This window comes from Cognatishimia activa (assembly GCF_017798205.1).
GTDB lineage: Bacteria > Pseudomonadota > Alphaproteobacteria > Rhodobacterales > Rhodobacteraceae > Cognatishimia > Cognatishimia activa_A.
Map to the genome: position 1 here is coordinate 1,786,644 of NZ_CP060010.1, position 14,816 is coordinate 1,801,459.

At 57.1% G+C, this 14,816-nt stretch carries 21 protein-coding genes; 14 read left to right on the forward strand and 7 right to left on the reverse strand.

All coding sequences use genetic code 11. The features are described from left to right. The first annotated feature begins 9 nt into the window (after nt 1-9). A complete protein-coding gene (locus tag HZ995_RS08690; protein WP_209355283.1) occupies nt 10-246 on the forward strand; it encodes a hypothetical protein in 237 nt (78 codons plus the stop codon). A 40-nt stretch (nt 247-286) separates the two neighbouring features. On the opposite strand, the gene HZ995_RS08695 is transcribed toward HZ995_RS08690, so the two are convergent. The 5 genes from HZ995_RS08695 to HZ995_RS08715 form a co-directional block, all read right to left on the reverse strand. After that, a complete protein-coding gene (locus tag HZ995_RS08695) occupies nt 287-910 on the reverse strand; it encodes a trimeric intracellular cation channel family protein (protein WP_209355284.1) in 624 nt (207 codons plus the stop codon). Further along, entirely contained in the window at nt 907-1,371 is a 465-nt protein-coding gene (rnhA, locus tag HZ995_RS08700; protein ID WP_209355285.1) for a ribonuclease HI, read from the reverse strand. The genes HZ995_RS08695 and rnhA overlap by 4 nt, the downstream gene beginning before the upstream one ends. Before the next feature lie 48 nt (nt 1,372-1,419). After that, a complete protein-coding gene (locus HZ995_RS08705; RefSeq protein ID WP_209355286.1) occupies nt 1,420-2,013 on the reverse strand; it encodes a class I SAM-dependent methyltransferase in 594 nt (197 codons plus the stop codon). Nucleotides 2,014-2,023: 10 nt separating this feature from the next. Next, nucleotides 2,024-2,983 carry a 4-hydroxy-3-methylbut-2-enyl diphosphate reductase gene (ispH, locus tag HZ995_RS08710; protein ID WP_209355287.1) on the reverse strand — a complete coding sequence of 320 codons (960 nt, stop codon included), beginning with the start codon at nt 2,981-2,983 and terminating at the stop codon, nt 2,024-2,026. Nucleotides 2,984-3,111: 128 nt separating this feature from the next. After that, nucleotides 3,112-3,690 carry an NYN domain-containing protein gene (locus tag HZ995_RS08715; protein WP_209355288.1) on the reverse strand — a complete coding sequence of 193 codons (579 nt, stop codon included), beginning with the start codon at nt 3,688-3,690 and terminating at the stop codon, nt 3,112-3,114. Between the two features lie 159 nt (nt 3,691-3,849). Between HZ995_RS08715 and folK the strand changes: the two genes are divergently transcribed. The 13 genes from folK (at nt 3,850) to recO (ending at nt 13,818) form a co-directional block, all read left to right on the forward strand. Next, nucleotides 3,850-4,335, forward strand: a complete 486-nt coding sequence (folK, locus tag HZ995_RS08720; RefSeq protein ID WP_209355289.1) for a 2-amino-4-hydroxy-6-hydroxymethyldihydropteridine diphosphokinase — start codon at nt 3,850-3,852, stop codon at nt 4,333-4,335. A gap of 120 nt (nt 4,336-4,455) precedes the next feature. After that, the gene (gene rpoZ / locus HZ995_RS08725) at nt 4,456-4,812 is read left to right on the forward strand and encodes a DNA-directed RNA polymerase subunit omega (RefSeq protein ID WP_209355290.1); all 357 of its coding nucleotides are present in this window, start codon (nt 4,456-4,458) and stop codon (nt 4,810-4,812) included. Nucleotides 4,813-4,838: 26 nt separating this feature from the next. Next, nucleotides 4,839-6,980: a RelA/SpoT family protein gene (locus HZ995_RS08730; protein WP_209355291.1), complete on the forward strand. Its 2,142-nt coding sequence runs from the start codon at nt 4,839-4,841 to the stop codon at nt 6,978-6,980. Nucleotides 6,981-6,989: 9 nt separating this feature from the next. Further along, entirely contained in the window at nt 6,990-7,658 is a 669-nt protein-coding gene (locus HZ995_RS08735; protein WP_209355292.1) for a DUF2062 domain-containing protein, read from the forward strand. A gap of 80 nt (nt 7,659-7,738) precedes the next feature. Beyond that, a complete protein-coding gene (locus tag HZ995_RS08740; protein ID WP_209355293.1) occupies nt 7,739-8,479 on the forward strand; it encodes a pyridoxine 5'-phosphate synthase in 741 nt (246 codons plus the stop codon). 70 nt (nt 8,480-8,549) lie between these two features. Beyond that, nucleotides 8,550-9,167, forward strand: a complete 618-nt coding sequence (locus HZ995_RS08745; RefSeq protein ID WP_209355294.1) for a LysE family translocator — start codon at nt 8,550-8,552, stop codon at nt 9,165-9,167. Continuing rightward, nucleotides 9,168-9,614 (forward strand): hypothetical protein, encoded by a 447-nt coding sequence (locus HZ995_RS08750; protein WP_209355295.1) that lies wholly within the window; start codon nt 9,168-9,170, stop codon nt 9,612-9,614. 48 nt (nt 9,615-9,662) lie between these two features. Continuing rightward, nucleotides 9,663-10,085 (forward strand): holo-ACP synthase, encoded by a 423-nt coding sequence (gene acpS / locus HZ995_RS08755; protein ID WP_209355296.1) that lies wholly within the window; start codon nt 9,663-9,665, stop codon nt 10,083-10,085. A gap of 55 nt (nt 10,086-10,140) precedes the next feature. Next, entirely contained in the window at nt 10,141-10,980 is an 840-nt protein-coding gene (lepB, locus tag HZ995_RS08760; RefSeq protein WP_209355297.1) for a signal peptidase I, read from the forward strand. Further along, entirely contained in the window at nt 10,977-11,657 is a 681-nt protein-coding gene (gene rnc / locus HZ995_RS08765; RefSeq protein WP_209355298.1) for a ribonuclease III, read from the forward strand. Before lepB ends, rnc begins: the two co-directional genes overlap by 4 nt. A gap of 73 nt (nt 11,658-11,730) precedes the next feature. Next, entirely contained in the window at nt 11,731-12,639 is a 909-nt protein-coding gene (era, locus tag HZ995_RS08770; RefSeq protein ID WP_209355299.1) for a GTPase Era, read from the forward strand. Then, nucleotides 12,636-12,968 (forward strand): DUF1491 family protein, encoded by a 333-nt coding sequence (locus HZ995_RS08775; RefSeq protein ID WP_209355300.1) that lies wholly within the window; start codon nt 12,636-12,638, stop codon nt 12,966-12,968. The genes era and HZ995_RS08775 overlap by 4 nt, the downstream gene beginning before the upstream one ends. A 121-nt stretch (nt 12,969-13,089) precedes the next feature. Further along, the gene (recO, locus tag HZ995_RS08780; protein WP_209358219.1) at nt 13,090-13,818 is read left to right on the forward strand and encodes a DNA repair protein RecO; all 729 of its coding nucleotides are present in this window, start codon (nt 13,090-13,092) and stop codon (nt 13,816-13,818) included. Here recO and HZ995_RS08785 read toward each other — a convergent pair. Then, nucleotides 13,796-14,191 (reverse strand): META domain-containing protein, encoded by a 396-nt coding sequence (locus HZ995_RS08785; RefSeq protein ID WP_209355301.1) that lies wholly within the window; start codon nt 14,189-14,191, stop codon nt 13,796-13,798. The two genes, recO and HZ995_RS08785, sit on opposite strands and share 23 nt — an antisense overlap. Next, a complete protein-coding gene (locus tag HZ995_RS08790) occupies nt 14,188-14,745 on the reverse strand; it encodes a TetR/AcrR family transcriptional regulator (RefSeq protein WP_209355302.1) in 558 nt (185 codons plus the stop codon). The genes HZ995_RS08785 and HZ995_RS08790 overlap by 4 nt, the downstream gene beginning before the upstream one ends. Between the last annotated feature and the right edge of the window lie 71 nt (nt 14,746-14,816).

Below are 14,816 nucleotides of genomic sequence, written 5' to 3' on the forward strand. Positions count from 1 at the left end.
AGGCCTCTCATGTTCCCAACTCTGATCGGCACGGTCGTGATCGCGGGTATCGTGGGCTATCTCTCTGAAAAGACGAGCTTTACCCGCAATGGCATCCTGCCCTCGATCATCATCTGCGTGGGCGGGGCCTTCCTATTTTATTTCGTGAGCCTGATGTTCGGAATCTCATTTGGCGCGCCGGGCATAAATGCAATCATCGCCTCAGTTGGCGCCTTGATCATCATTCCGACCCATTGGCGCAAATAGCTTCGGCTTTCATCTTGCCAAAAATACTCAAAATCCCACGTTATCCGCGCGGGGGACGTGCCTTGTAGACAGGCAGCCGCCAGCCAAATTGCAGAGACCCTGCACGCAAACACCACGTCACCGTGGCGCAGATCGCAAGGGTACCAAACCCTTGCATGCCAAGGGCCGTCGCGCCGACGGCACTCAGGGCACCCACGAAAGCTGCCGTCACGTAGATCTCGCCCTGTTTCAGAACCAGCGGCACCTCGTTGCAAACCACATCGCGCATGAGGCCGCCCATCGTGCCCGTCATGATCCCCATCAAGACCACGATGACCGCGCTATGCCCCAGATCCAGAGCGACACCGGTGCCCGCGGCGACTGCGACGGCGAGCGCAATAGAGTCGAGCCAAAGCAAAACGCGGTACCGGCTTTCAAAGAGATGTGCTGAGAAGAAGACCAGCAGCGCCGCCGCGACCGCGACCAAAATATAGCTCGGCTGCCCCACCCAAAAGACCGGGTCGCGTCCGAGCATGAGGTCGCGCAATGTGCCGCCTCCGACCGCCGTGAGGCAGGCGACAAAGGCAAATCCAACGGGGTCAAGCTGCGCTCGGCTGGCGACCAAGGCCCCTGTCAGTGCAAAGACAAAGACCGAAGCGAAATCGAGGAACACCAGCGCGGTCATGAGTCTTTCTTGGGCTTAAACGGAGCCATACCCGCCCTCGCCAGCTCGTCGGCTTTTTCGTTTTCGGGATGGCCTGCGTGCCCTTTGACCCACTCCCATGTCACGGAATGGCGAGCCTGAGCGGCGTCAAGTCTTTGCCAAAGCTCGGCATTTTTCACGGGCTTCTTGTTAGACGTCCGCCAGCCATTGCGTTTCCAACCGTGGATCCAGCCGGTCACACCGTTTTTCACATAAGCGCTGTCGGTGACCACTGTGACTTGGCTCGCGCGCTCCAGCGTCTCAAGCGCCATGATCGCGGCCATGAGTTCCATCTGATTATTGGTGGTTTCAGCCGCGCCGCCCGAAAGCTCGCGTTCTTTGAGAACCTCGTCGCCCTTCATGGCACGCAACAAAACGCCCCAGCCTCCGGGGCCGGGATTTCCGGAACAGGCGCCATCGGTATATGCAAAGAGGTCAGTCATAGGGTGGCGATAGCCAATCCGGGCGGGGGGCGTCCAGTGGAAAGTGCCTCAAAGCCCGCGCTGGGCGGTGATCAAGACAAAGGGATGCACTTCGCCAGACAGGCCCGCGCCTTGGCCGACGGTCCAGTCTTTCACTGTGAACCCGCGTGTCGCTAGATGGTCGCGCAGTTCATCCTCGTGAAAATAGGAATAAAACCGGCCAATCGAGTCGCGCTTTTCCCCTTCGCCGAGCTTTAGGCCAAGATAGAGGTGACCTTCGGGTTTCAGGGCCGTGTGGATCGCGTCCAGATGTCTTGGGAAGTCCGAGCGAGGCGCGTGCAAGAGGCTAAAGGACGCCCAGATCGCGTCGTATGCCGCCACTTCGGTGAGGTCGTCAAACAGGCCGACCCGCGCATTGACACCACGCGCGCGGGCGGCGTCTACGAATTCCTGCGTTGCGTCAATGGCTGAGACCTGAAAGCCAGCCCCCAGCATCTGTTCAGAGTGATGCCCGGGACCGCAGCCGAAATCCAGAATATGCGCGCCGGGGGAAAGATGCGTGAGGAAGCGGCTGAGGGCCGTGCTTTCTTCCTCGGTCATGGCGACCTTTTGATACGCGTCCACCTGTTTGGAATAGGTTTCAATGGTTTCGCGGTCGGCCATGTTGTGTTCCTTATCCGGGGATTTCAACGTCTCTGAGAACGCGGGGGACTTTGAAATTCACGCGTTCGACGGCGGTTTCGACGACCTCCACCGCGACGTCATATTTGTCGCGGAAGGCGTCAATGACCTCGTTGACCAGAACCTCCGGTGCTGATGCTCCAGCAGTGATGCCAAGCGAAGAGATCCCCTCCAGCGCGCGCCAGTCGATGTCTTTGGCGCGTTGCACCAGCTGTGAATAGTTGCAGCCTGCCTTGGTGCCGACCTCGACCAGACGCTTGGAATTGGACGAATTCGGAGCGCCCACCACCAGCATCGCGTCGCATTGTGCGGCCATGGCTTTCACGGCCATCTGGCGGTTGGTTGTGGCGTAGCAGATGTCCTCTTTGTGAGGGCCAACGATTGTTGGGAACCGTGCGTTCAAGGCCGCGACGATGTCGATTGTGTCGTCCACCGATAGGGTGGTTTGGGTCACAAACGCCAGCTTGCTTTCTTCGCGTACTTTCAGCGTTGCGACGTCTTCAACGGTCTCGACCAAAAGGACTTCGCCTTCGGGCAATTGTCCCATGGTTCCAATGGTTTCCGGGTGTCCGGCGTGGCCGATCATAATGATCTGAAGGCCCGCATCAGAGTGACGTTCTGCTTCGATATGGACTTTGCTGACAAGCGGGCAGGTGGCGTCGACATAGATCATTTCGCGACGCTCTGCCTCGGCTGGAACGACTTTCGCCACCCCATGCGCCGAGAAGATCACCGGGCGGTCATCGGGGCAATCCGAGAGCTCTTCGACAAAGACAGCGCCTTTGTCACGCAGCCCATCTACGACGAATTTATTGTGCACGATCTCGTGGCGCACATAGACCGGCGCGCCCCATTTCTGCAGCGCCATCTCGACGATTTTGATCGCGCGATCCACGCCTGCACAGAACCCACGCGGCGCGGCCAGATAGATTTGAAGATTGGGCTTGGACATTACGACCTCAACTGACGTTCAAGACAGAGCTAGAGGCTCCCTTCACATTCGTAAAGGGGCCTCGTGCTGCTGATGTAGTCAGAAGGGTGTTTGGATCAATGCGACATGAATGATCCAAGGCGTTCCGGCTATTTCGCCGGAACGTAGTCGTCAGAGTTGGTTTCGCCCGGCATTGGGTCGCGTGGAGGGCGGCCAACCACGTCGCGCAGACCTTCCAGATCGATGAAATTGTCGGCCTGACGGCGCAATTCATCAGAGATCATCGGAGGGTTAGAGCGGATCGTAGAAACCACGGAAACGCGTACGCCCTGGCGTTGCAGGCATTCGACCAATGGGCGGAAATCACCGTCGCCCGAAAACAATACAATATGGTCTACATGCGGAGCGAGCTCCATTGCGTTGACCGCCAGTTCGATATCCATGTTCCCCTTCACCTTTCGGCGACCTTGGCTATCGACATATTCTTTGGCGGGTTTGGTGACCATGGTGAACCCGTTGTAGTGCAACCAGTCTACCAGTGGCCGGATCGGAGAGTATTCGTCGTTCTCGAGCAGAGCGGTATAGTAAAACGCTCGCAGGAGTTTCCCCCGACGCATGAACTCTTGCCGAAGCAGCTTGTAATCGATGTCAAATCCGAGCGATTTCGCAGCCGCGTACAGATTTGATCCATCGATGAACAGCGCAAGCCGTTCGTCTTTGTAAAACATCAAATGTCCTTTCATTAAAACCGCGCATGGCTGTGAGTGTGGTGAGTGTAGTGTTGCATGCGCAGCGCTTGTAATTTAATTTTGCAAGTGCCTTTCAAAGGTGACCAACCAATACTTGTGTATCTTAACCTATCACTATGGACAGGTGGTGAAAAAATAATGAATGAAATCAGCATTTTGGCGCTGGGTGGAAATTCAAATTCTGATTTCGGATCGCCGGGAAAGACACTGGTACACGCTATAGGTGTGCTTCGAGCGCGCGGCTTATCCATTGAAAAAACAAGCAAATTCTATGCGACGCCCGCTTTCCCCAAGGGAAGTGGCGCAGATTACGTAAATGCGGCGCTTTTGATCAATTCGAATCAAAATCCGAGGGAATTGCTGTCTCTTTTGCATGAGGTTGAGGCAGATCTTGGACGCACCAGAGAGGCGCGTTGGGCAAGCCGGCCGATTGATATCGACCTGATTGCGTACGGGCAAAGGTTGCTGCCGGATGCCGAAACGCATGCGAAATGGCGGGGGCTTTCACCTAAAGATCAGGCGACGCTTTGGCCCGATCAATTGATACACCCTTTGGATCGCGATCGTCTTGGTCTTGCCTGCCGGCTAGCGACGCGTTCACGGACTGGGTCACCAACGCGTTAATGATGGAAAACCTGCCTGATCCGACCGAAAAAAGGAAAAGAGCTTTGAGCTGTGACTATTCCGCGAAGGAATGGCCCTAGATAGCGGGCTTCTAATCCCATTGACGAATGGAGTGCCCGCATGGCCCGCGTGACAGTTGAAGACTGCGTTGACAAGGTTCCAAACCGTTTCGAGCTTGTGATGCTCGCTGCACATCGTGCACGCGAAGTCTCTGCAGGTGCCGAAATCACCGTGGACCGCGACAACGACAAAAACCCTGTCGTGTCCCTGCGCGAGATCGCTGAGGAAACTCAGACCGCGGACGAGCTGCGTGAGCGTCTGATCGAAAGCAACCAGCACCAGATCGAAGTCGATGAGCCTGAAGAAGATCAAATGGCTCTGTTGATGGGTTCCGAGCCAGCGGACAAGCCAGCAGAAGACGACCTTTCTGAGGAAAAACTGCTGCGCGCACTGATGGAAGCACAAGGCCAGGGCTAAGCCCCTTGGGGAAATGAAGGCGCATTATGATTCCGGCTGATGATCTGGTCGAACTGGTCCGCGCCTATAACCCTAAAACCAATGAAAAGCTGATCCGCGAGGCCTATGATTTTGGCCTTGCGATGCATGAAGGGCAGTTCCGCCATTCCGGCGAGCCCTATTTTTCCCACCCCATCGAAGTCGCGGCAATCCTGACGGAACAGCAGTTGGATGATGCCACCATCATCACGGCGCTGTTGCATGACACGATTGAGGACACCAAAGCCTCTTATTCCGTCGTCACAGAAAAATTCGGCGAAGAAGTCGCGATGTTGGTGGATGGAGTCACAAAGCTGACCAACCTTCAGCTTAGCTCGACCGAGACCAAACAGGCCGAGAACTTCCGCAAGCTGTTTATGGCGATGTCCAAGGACCTGCGGGTGATCCTGGTCAAGCTCGCCGACCGTTTGCACAATATGCGCACGATCCGCGCGATGAAGCCGCATAAGCAGCAGCAAAAAGCGCGTGAAACCATGGATATCTATGCCCCGCTCGCGGGTCGCATGGGGATGCAGTGGATGCGCGAAGAGCTTGAGGACTTGTCCTTTAAGGTGCTTAACCCAGATGGCCGCGCCAGTATCATTCGCCGCTTTATCATGCTGCAGAAGGAAACCGGCGATGTGATCCAAAGGATCACCGGCGATATGATCGCAGAGTTTGAAAAGGCGGGCGTTGAGGCCGATGTCTTTGGTCGCGCCAAAAAGCCCTATTCGATCTGGCGCAAGATGCAGGAGAAGGAACAGAGCTTCTCGCGTCTTTCTGACATTTACGGCTTCCGGATCATTACCAAATCTGAAGAAGATTGTTACCGGGCCTTGGGCGCGATCCATCAGCGCTGGGCCGCTGTACCTGGGCGCTTTAAGGATTACATCAGCCAGCCGAAATCCAACGGCTATCGCTCGATCCACACCACGGTGTCCGGGCGCAACGCGCGGCGGGTCGAGGTGCAGATCCGTACCCAGAAAATGCATGATGTGGCCGAAACCGGCGTTGCGGCGCATTGGTCTTATCGCGACGGTGTTCGGGGCGAGAACCCTTTTGCCGTCGACCCTGCGCGCTGGATCCGGTCCTTGACCGAACAGTTCAACACTGAAGAAGACCACGACGAGTTCATGGAAGCTGTGAAGCTGGAAATGTACTCGGATCAGGTGTTCTGCTTTACGCCCAAGGGTGATGTGGTGAAACTGCCGCGCGGAGCGACCCCGATTGATTTCGCCTATGCGATCCACACGCGGATCGGCAACGCTATTGTCGGCGCCAAAATCGACCACATGCGTGTGCCGCTTTGGACGCGGGTGAAGAACGGTCAGTCCATCGAGATCATCACCGCCGAGGGGCAAACGCCACAACCGACCTGGCTAGAGATTGCCACCACCGGTAAGGCGAAATCCGCGATCCGGCGGGCTCTGCGTGATCTGGACCAAGAACGCTTTGTGAAGCTGGGCTATGAACTCGCACGCTCTGCCTTTGAGAGGGTAGGGAAGAAAGCCACCGAGAAAGTGTTGGATATGGCGGCCAAGCAGCTGTTTCAATCCAGCCGCGAGGTGCTTTTGGCGCATCTGGGCAGCGCGCAACTGAATGCCTATGAGGTCGTGCAAGCGGTCTATCCAGAACTGACGCCAAGCGAAGGCGAAGAGGTTGCTGCATCCAAAGCGGTGATCGGTTTGACCGAGGGCCAAAGCTTTAATCGCGCGCCGTGCTGCGAGCCTTTGCCGGGTGAACGTATCGTGGGCATCACCTTCCGCGGAAAAGGTGTTGAGGTGCACTCGATCGACTGTGAACGCCTGATCGGTTTTGAGGATCAGCCGGAACGTTGGCTTGATCTGCATTGGGAGGTTGGCAAGCACCAAGCCATCCACGGTGCCACGTTGAAAATGACACTGTCCAATGACGCCGGCGTCCTGGGACGAATTTGCACATTGATCGGCGAGCAGGGCGCGAATATTGCAGACCTTGAATTTACTGATCGCAAACCCGACTTCTATGCCCTTGAGGTTATTGTCGAGCTGAGAGATGCCGAGCACCTGCATACGCTCATGATGACTCTGCAAGCGGAATCAGACGTCGCGGCCATAGAACGAGTACGCGACCCAAACCGCGCAAGCCCACAGGCTGCGCCAAAGGAATAGGACGGGCTCTTGGTCTTTAAGCGCCGAGACAGAAGATCGATCCTGCAAGCCGCGCTGGATTTTCTCTGGCCGCGCGGAGGCTGGACGCGTGCGTTCTATTACATTCGTCATCGTTTGCGGCGTCTTCCCGGATCTCCGGAACGGATCGCGCGTGGAGTTTGGGCCGGCGTTTTCGTGACCTTCACGCCATTTTACGGGCTGCATTTCATCGTGGCGGCCTTGGTGTCGCGGCTTGTGCAAGGCAATCTTTTGGCGGCGTTGCTTTCGACGTTTTTCGGCAATCCTCTGACCTATATTCCGATTGGGGTCGTGTCTTTGCAGACCGGCCACTTCCTGCTTGGCACTGAGTTTGAACGCGGCTCCGAGCGCTCGTTGATCAACAAGTTCACCGATGCCGGCGGCGATCTCATGCATAACTTCTGGGCGATCTTTTCGGATGCGCGCATGGATTGGCATGGGCTGCAGATTTTCTGGAGCGAGGTGTTTTACCCTTATCTGATCGGCGGCATTGTACCGGGCATCATTGTGGCGACGATTGCCTATTACCTATCGGTGCCGGTCATTCGGGCCTATCAGAAACGCCGCGCCAAAGGGATCCAGAAGAAATTTGAAGCCCTAAAGGAACGCGCGGCGAAGGTGAGTGCCCAAACAGAAGCAAGTGACACACCAGAGTCCTAACTGGACTTAAGAGAATCGCTGTTACCTCTCCAGAATCCGCCTTATTTTCCAATTCAGACATCGAATTCAGGAGTCTCGCCATGCGCCTTGGAGTGAACATCGATCACGTTGCCACCGTTCGCAACGCCCGCGGATCCGCCTATCCGGACCCGGTGCGCGCAGCGAAACTTGCCGAAAAAGCCGGCGCGGATGGCATCACCGCCCACCTTCGCGAGGACCGGCGTCACATCATGGATGAAGACATCGACCGCCTGATGGCAGAGCTAGAGGTGCCGTTGAATTTCGAGATGGCGGCCACCGAAGAAATGCAAAAAATCGCGTTGCGTCACAAACCCCATGCGGTCTGCATCGTGCCAGAAAAACGCGAGGAGAAGACCACAGAGGGTGGCTTGGACGTGGTCGGTGACGACAACCGCTTGGCCGGTTTTGTGTCGCCATTGGTGGACGTCGGTTGCCGCGTCTCGATGTTCATCGACGCGGACGCGCGTCAGGTTGAGGCATCCAAACGCATTGGGGCTGCCGTTGTTGAGCTCCATACGGGTGCGTATTGTGATTTGCACTATGAAGGTCGCTTTCAGGAACGCGACGCAGAGCTTAAGCGCCTGTCGGATATGGCGACCTATGCGCATTCTTTGGGTCTAGAGGTCCATGCCGGGCACGGGTTGACCTATGACACAGTGACCCCGATTGCGGCCTTGCCAGAGGTGATGGAGCTGAACATTGGCCATTTCCTGATGGGTGAAGCGATGTTTGTCGGCCTAGAGGCTTCCATTGCAGAAATGCGCCGCCTGATGGAGGCCGCGCGCACCGTCGACGCTTAATCTTGCGTTAGCCATCTTCTGGTGGTCTGTTTGGTCAAAGATTTATGGCGAACAGACAGGTTACAGAGCGATGTTCAGTGCTGAGATTTTCTTGATTTTGATTGGCTGGGCCGTCGCGGGTGGAAGCCCGGGGCCTGCTACTCTGGCGGTCTCGGGTGCTGCCATGGGCGGTGGGCGCGCGGCTGGACTTGCGATGGCGGCGGGTGTGGTTGCTGGGTCGGCGAGCTGGGGTGTCGCTGCGGGATTGGGTATGAGCGCTTTGATGCTGGCAAATGCCTGGATCTTTGAAATCATCCGCTATCTTGGCGCGGGATACTTGCTGTATCTGGCGGTGAAATCTTTGAGGTCTGCGCTCAAAGGCGGCGGGCTTACGATGCAGACGGTCTCGGTTGAGCGCCTGTTTGTGAAAGGATTTCTCATTCACATCACAAATCCAAAGGCGATCCTGGCGTGGGGGGCCATCTATGCGATTGCCTTGCCCGCAGGGGCCGGGGCCGCACAAGTCTGGCAGCTTTTTGGGTTTTTGATTGTGACATCCATGTTCGTGTTTTTTGGGTATGGGATTTTATTTTCCAACCCAGCTATCGTTCGCGGCTATACTGCGGCGAAGCGTTGGTTTGATGGTATCTTCGCGGCACTATTTGGGGCGGCCAGCCTCAAGATCCTGACCGCGAGATTGGAGGTTTAGATGAAACATTGGATAATGGCTGCATTGGTGGCGTCGGCGGCATCGATGGCCAGTGCGCAAGAAGCCGTCGATTGCGATTGGCAAGCGCGCGCGGACGCGATTGTGGAACCTTGGGAGGACTTCTCTCGCACATTCGCCAACGGCAATGTGCGTCTGGCCCTGCTAGATATGGTGGAGCCTGCGGCTGCGGCCTTTCATATACTGATCATCTCTCCGCCCTATGACGAGCTTGGTGTGCGTCAGTGTAAAACCTTGGGCATGGGCGGTGGTGCGGGCTTTTCCGGCGTCACCTTTGAGGCGTTGGATGCGGCCTATGATCCGTCTGTGGGGCTGATATTTGACCTGCCGGTGTCCACCTATGACGGCAGCAGCGGAGATTTCGTTACAGGAAACCTGCTGTTCACGTTGAATCAAGCGACAGGCCAGATTGACGCTTGGTTGGATTAGTATATCTGGGCCAGAGCAAGCCCTAAGGGGCGGTAAGGAAATCACTTTATGATCCTAGGCATCGGCACTGATCTGGCCAATATCGAACGTATTCAGGGGACGCTGGACCGCTTTGGCGACCGCTTTAAAAACCGTGTTTTCACCGAGCTTGAGCAGCGCAAAGCCGAGCGTCGCAAAGACGTGGCGGGCACCTACGCCAAACGCTGGGCCGCGAAAGAAGCATGCTCTAAGGCGCTGGGCACAGGCCTTGCGATGGGGATCGCCTGGAAAGACATGAGCGTCAGCAACCTGCGCACAGGTCAGCCGATCATGCATGTCACGGGCTGGGCTAAGGAGCGTTTGGACAAGATGACGCCCGCGGGTCACGAGGCCACCATCCACGTCACCCTGACCGATGATCACCCCTGGGCGCAGGCCTTTGTGGTGATCGAAGCCTTGCCGATCCGTAACGAACCTGCAACGCCGGGTTGACAGTCCGCGCCGGGAACCGCATGTAAATCCGGACGAAATTCCCAAAGGGTGACCCATGGCGACTGAGGCCGAGAAAAAGCCAAACGGCATTATCGAAACCATTAAAACGGTGGTTTACGCGCTGTTGATCGCCGGGATCTTCCGGTCTTTGTTCTTTCAGCCGTTCTGGATCCCGTCGGGGTCGATGAAAGACACGCTGCTGATCGGCGATTTCCTCTTCGTCAATAAAATGAGCTATGGCTATTCCTACGCCTCTTGCCCGTCGATCCGCATTCCGCGCTTTGGCATCGACATTGATGCGCGCGACATCTGCGGGATCTTTGACGGCGACAACAAACGCCTCTTTGGCTCTGAACCAGAGCGCGGAGACTCCGTTGTTTTCCGTCACCCGGTGAATGGCACAGACTATATCAAACGTCTCGTCGGCCTGCCCGGTGACACAGTGCAAATGAAGAACGGCGTGTTGTTCATCAATGGCGCAGCCGTTGGCTTGAAGGCGGGCGGCGTGTTTGAAGAAACCTACGACGCGCAAGGTCCGCAAGGTCGCTTCCCTCGCTGTGAAAACGCACCTGTCGGCCAAGGCGGCACCTGTGAAAAGACCCGTCTGATCGAAACCCTACCGGGCGGTGTTGAGCATTCTGTTTTGAACATCGACAATTCCGGCACGGACAACACCGGCATCTATAATGTGCCTGAAGGCCACTATTTCTTCATGGGTGACAACCGCGATAACTCCACGGATAGCCGCGTGCCTCAACAGCTGGGTGGCGTTGGCTTTGTGCCGTTTGAAAACCTGATTGGTCGCGCGGACCGGATTGTGTTCTCTTCTGCCGGACGCAGCCTCTTTGCCTTCTGGACGTGGCGCGGCGACCGTTTCTTTAAGGCGATCGAGTGAAACTTTCTGCTGAACTGAAAGCTCTGGAAAACCGTCTGGGTCACCGCTTTGGTGACCCTGCGCTTTTGGTGCGCGCGGTGACTCATAGTTCAATGTCTTCGCCAACGCGGTCTGACAACCAGCGACTCGAGTTTCTAGGCGACCGCGTGTTGGGCCTTGTGATGGCCGAGGCATTGTTAGGCGCGGATAAAGCCGCGACCGAAGGCCAGCTTGCGCCACGGTTCAATGCTTTGGTCCGTAAGGAAACCTGTGCGGAGGTTGCCCGCGAGATTGATTTGGGCGCGGGTCTAAAACTGGGCCGCTCTGAGATGCTGTCGGGTGGCCGCCGCAAACAAGCCTTGCTGGGCGATGCGATGGAGGCGGTCATCGCAGCCGTCTATGTGGACGGAGGCTTTGAGGCCGCCAAAGAGCTGATCCTGCGTCTTTGGGGCGACCGCGTGACGCGTGTCGAAGCGGATGCGCGCGACGCCAAGACCTCTTTGCAGGAATGGGCGCAGGCGCGGGGGCTTCAGCCTCCGAAGTATGAAACGGTTTCCCGCAGCGGACCAGACCACGCGCCGGTCTTTACGATTTCGGCCACGCTGGAGAATGGCGAAAGCGATCAGGCGACAGCAGGATCAAAACGGTTGGCGGAACAGGCCGCTGCCAAAGTGCTTTTGGATCGCCTGACCTCGTGATGGCAAGGCCATCTGGCACAACCATGAATTCTACGCTAGAAGCACGGCTTCTGAACACGCGAAGGACCGCGACATGAGCACACGCGCCGGATTTGTTGCCCTGATTGGCGAACCCAATGCCGGGAAATCGACCCTGACCAACCGCATGGTGGGGGCGAAGGTCTCGATTGTGACCCACAAGGTGCAAACCACACGCGCGCGCATCCGTGGCGTGGCGCTGGAAGGTGAGAGCCAGATCGTCTTTGTCGACACGCCCGGCCTGTTCCGTCCGCGTCGTCGTCTGGACCGCGCCATGGTGGCGGCCGCTTGGGGTGGCGCTGCGGACGCTGATATCATCGTGCTGATGGTCGAGGCCCATCGGGGCATCACCGATGGGGTTGAGACGATCCTTGAAGGGCTGGAAGAGATCGGCCAGGGCCGCCGCGTGGCGCTGGCGATCAACAAGATCGACAAGGTGAAATCCGAAGTGCTGCTGGCGCTGTCCGAAGAATTGAACAAACGCTACAGCTTTGAGCGGACCTTCATGATTTCGGCCGAAAAGGGGCATGGCGCGAAAGATCTGAAAGAATGGCTGGCCGCGGAATTGCCAGAAGGGCCTTGGCTCTATCCAGAGGACCAGATCGCCGATCTGCCCATGCGCATGATTGCCGCCGAAATGACCCGCGAGAAACTGACCCTGCGCTTGCATCAGGAATTGCCGTATCAGTTGACTGTCGAGACTGAGGCCTGGGAAGAGCGCAAAGATGGCTCGGCCCGCGTTGACCAGATGATCTATGTTATGCGCGACGGCCATAAGGGCATCGTGCTTGGCAAAAAGGGCGAGACGATCAAGGCGGTATCCAAGGCTTCGCGCGAAGAGCTTGAGGAATTTCTCGGCCGTCGTGTGCATCTGTTCTTGCAGGTCAAAGTCCGTCCGAACTGGCTTGAGGAAAAAGAGCGCTATTCCGAGATGGGACTCGATTTCAAAGACGGCAACGCATGACGCGATTAACCGCAGAGTTCTGGGTGAGCGCCTATCTCAACCGGCTGCGCCTTTACGAGATCCCGGCCTTTGTGGTGACCCATGGTGACGACACGGCTGGGGCGGTTTTGGTCAAACTGAACACGCTAGACGGCAATGCCAAGGCTTTTCAACGCAGCTTTGATCTTATGAGCGGCGAACGCGCCTGGATGGTTCTGGCCGAGGGTGCCGAGTCTGATGTCGACGCGGCATTGGCCAAGCAGCGCAGCTTTGATCCGGATCTTTGGGTGATTGAGGTCGAAGATCGGCAAGGTCGGCACCTTCTCGATGAACCGGGGCTGGCTGACTGACCGTCGGAAAATGAGTATTTTTGGCCAGATGAAGATCCCGCGTCCTTTCATCTTGCTCTAAATACTCAAATCCCACTGCGGCCACTGGCGCAGGCCTTTGCGTTCTGCGCATATTGACGCCATGGATTGGCGAGATCAGGGCATCATTTTATCTACGCGCAAGCACGGCGAGACCTCGGTGATCCTTGAGGTCTTTACGCCCATGCACGGTCGTCATGCAGGCGTTGTGCGGGGGGGCGTGAGCCGAAAGATGACTCCGATCCTGCAGCCCGGCGGGCAAGTCGATTTGCATTGGCGCGCGCGGCTTCAGGAACATATCGGATCGTTTTCCGTGGAACCTTTGCGCAGCCGGGCTGATGCTCTGAGTGACCGATTGGCGCTGGCGGGGCTTAATGCGGTGACGGCGCTGCTTGGCTTTGCTTTGCCAGAACGCGAGCCCCATGAGGCGCTTTATGCGCGCACCGAGCCTTTGTTGGATCTTTTGGGGCAGAACGATCTTTGGCCTCTGGCCTATCTGCGTTGGGAAATGGCGCTGCTCGAGGATCTGGGCTACGGGCTGGATCTGGGCAGCTGCGCTGTGACGGGGACAACGGAAAACCTGATTTTTATCTCACCCAAGTCGGGGCGCGCCGTGTCCAAACAGGGGGCCGGAGATTGGGCGGATCGGCTTTTGCCCCTTGTACCATGCCTCAAAGGGCAAGGGGACAGCAGCGATCAGGCCATACTAGAGGCCCTCTATGTCACCGGGTATTTTCTTGAGCACAAGCTGGCCGCCAGCCTCGGCAACCGCCCACTGCCTGAGGCACGTGCTCGGTTTGTGGATCGGTTCAGCCGCCAGATTGCGCGGTGAAGACCATCTCGCCGCCTTGGTCGTTAGACAAGATCAACACGTCGCCTGCGATCTCGACAAGGGTCATGCCATTGAGCGCCGTAAAGAAAATCTGTTCTTGATCCAAATCTGCGCAGGCTGCACGGGTCGCGCGTAAAGCTGAAAGCGAAAACCATGGGTAGGGCGAGGTTTGCTCTGCCGAGAAGCTGTTACAGGGCGCTTTTCCGCTGACAGAGCCCTCGGCCGGGAACATCATTGTCGCGCTCGCGGGGTAGGTTGCGCCGTCAACGCTGCGCAGAATCCATGTTTTGTCGGCGGCACCGTAGCCGGTCAAAGTTTCATCTGCCTGGCAGGCTACAAGGCAAATCGACAACGCTGGAACAAAAAGCTTCATGCCTCTTCGTATAGGGCAAGAATGAGGTCGACCAAAGTCACAAGACTCTGACCAGAGACCTCGGGCTGTTGTTTCGCGAGCAGTCCGAGACCCAAGTGGCTTGCATAGATCAGATGAGCCAGTTCGGCATTCGTGAGATCTATCTCGGTAAGCAGGTCTTTGATCAGTTCCAGGCGCTGTGCGTCGATGCGTTTGATCGTTTCACGAGCCAGTACGCTTTCTTGCGCCCAGGACCGCAGTGCGGCTTCGGTGCCCGGTGTGTTCAACCCTGTTCCGGTTTCTGCGTTGATCTCGGTCACAAGGCGCAGCTTGCTGACGGCTTTGGCGTCGAGTTCACGCAAAGCCTGCAGTTTCGCGGTCGCATGGGTTTCCCAAGCCAGAAGCAGCGCTTCGTGAAAGGTCGGGACGTCTTTGAAGTGCCAGTAAAACGAACCCTTGGTGGTGTCGAGGTCCCGCGCCAAAGTCTCAGCGCGCAGCATGCTGGGACCTTTTGAGGTCAGCGCCGCAACACCTGCGGCGATCCAGTCCTGTGGAGAGAGACGATTCTTGGCCATGCTTTAGGGATAAGTGCTCTTTGCACCTGCAGCAAGGCTCGTAGTACTACGACCCGCGCATCAGCGGTGTG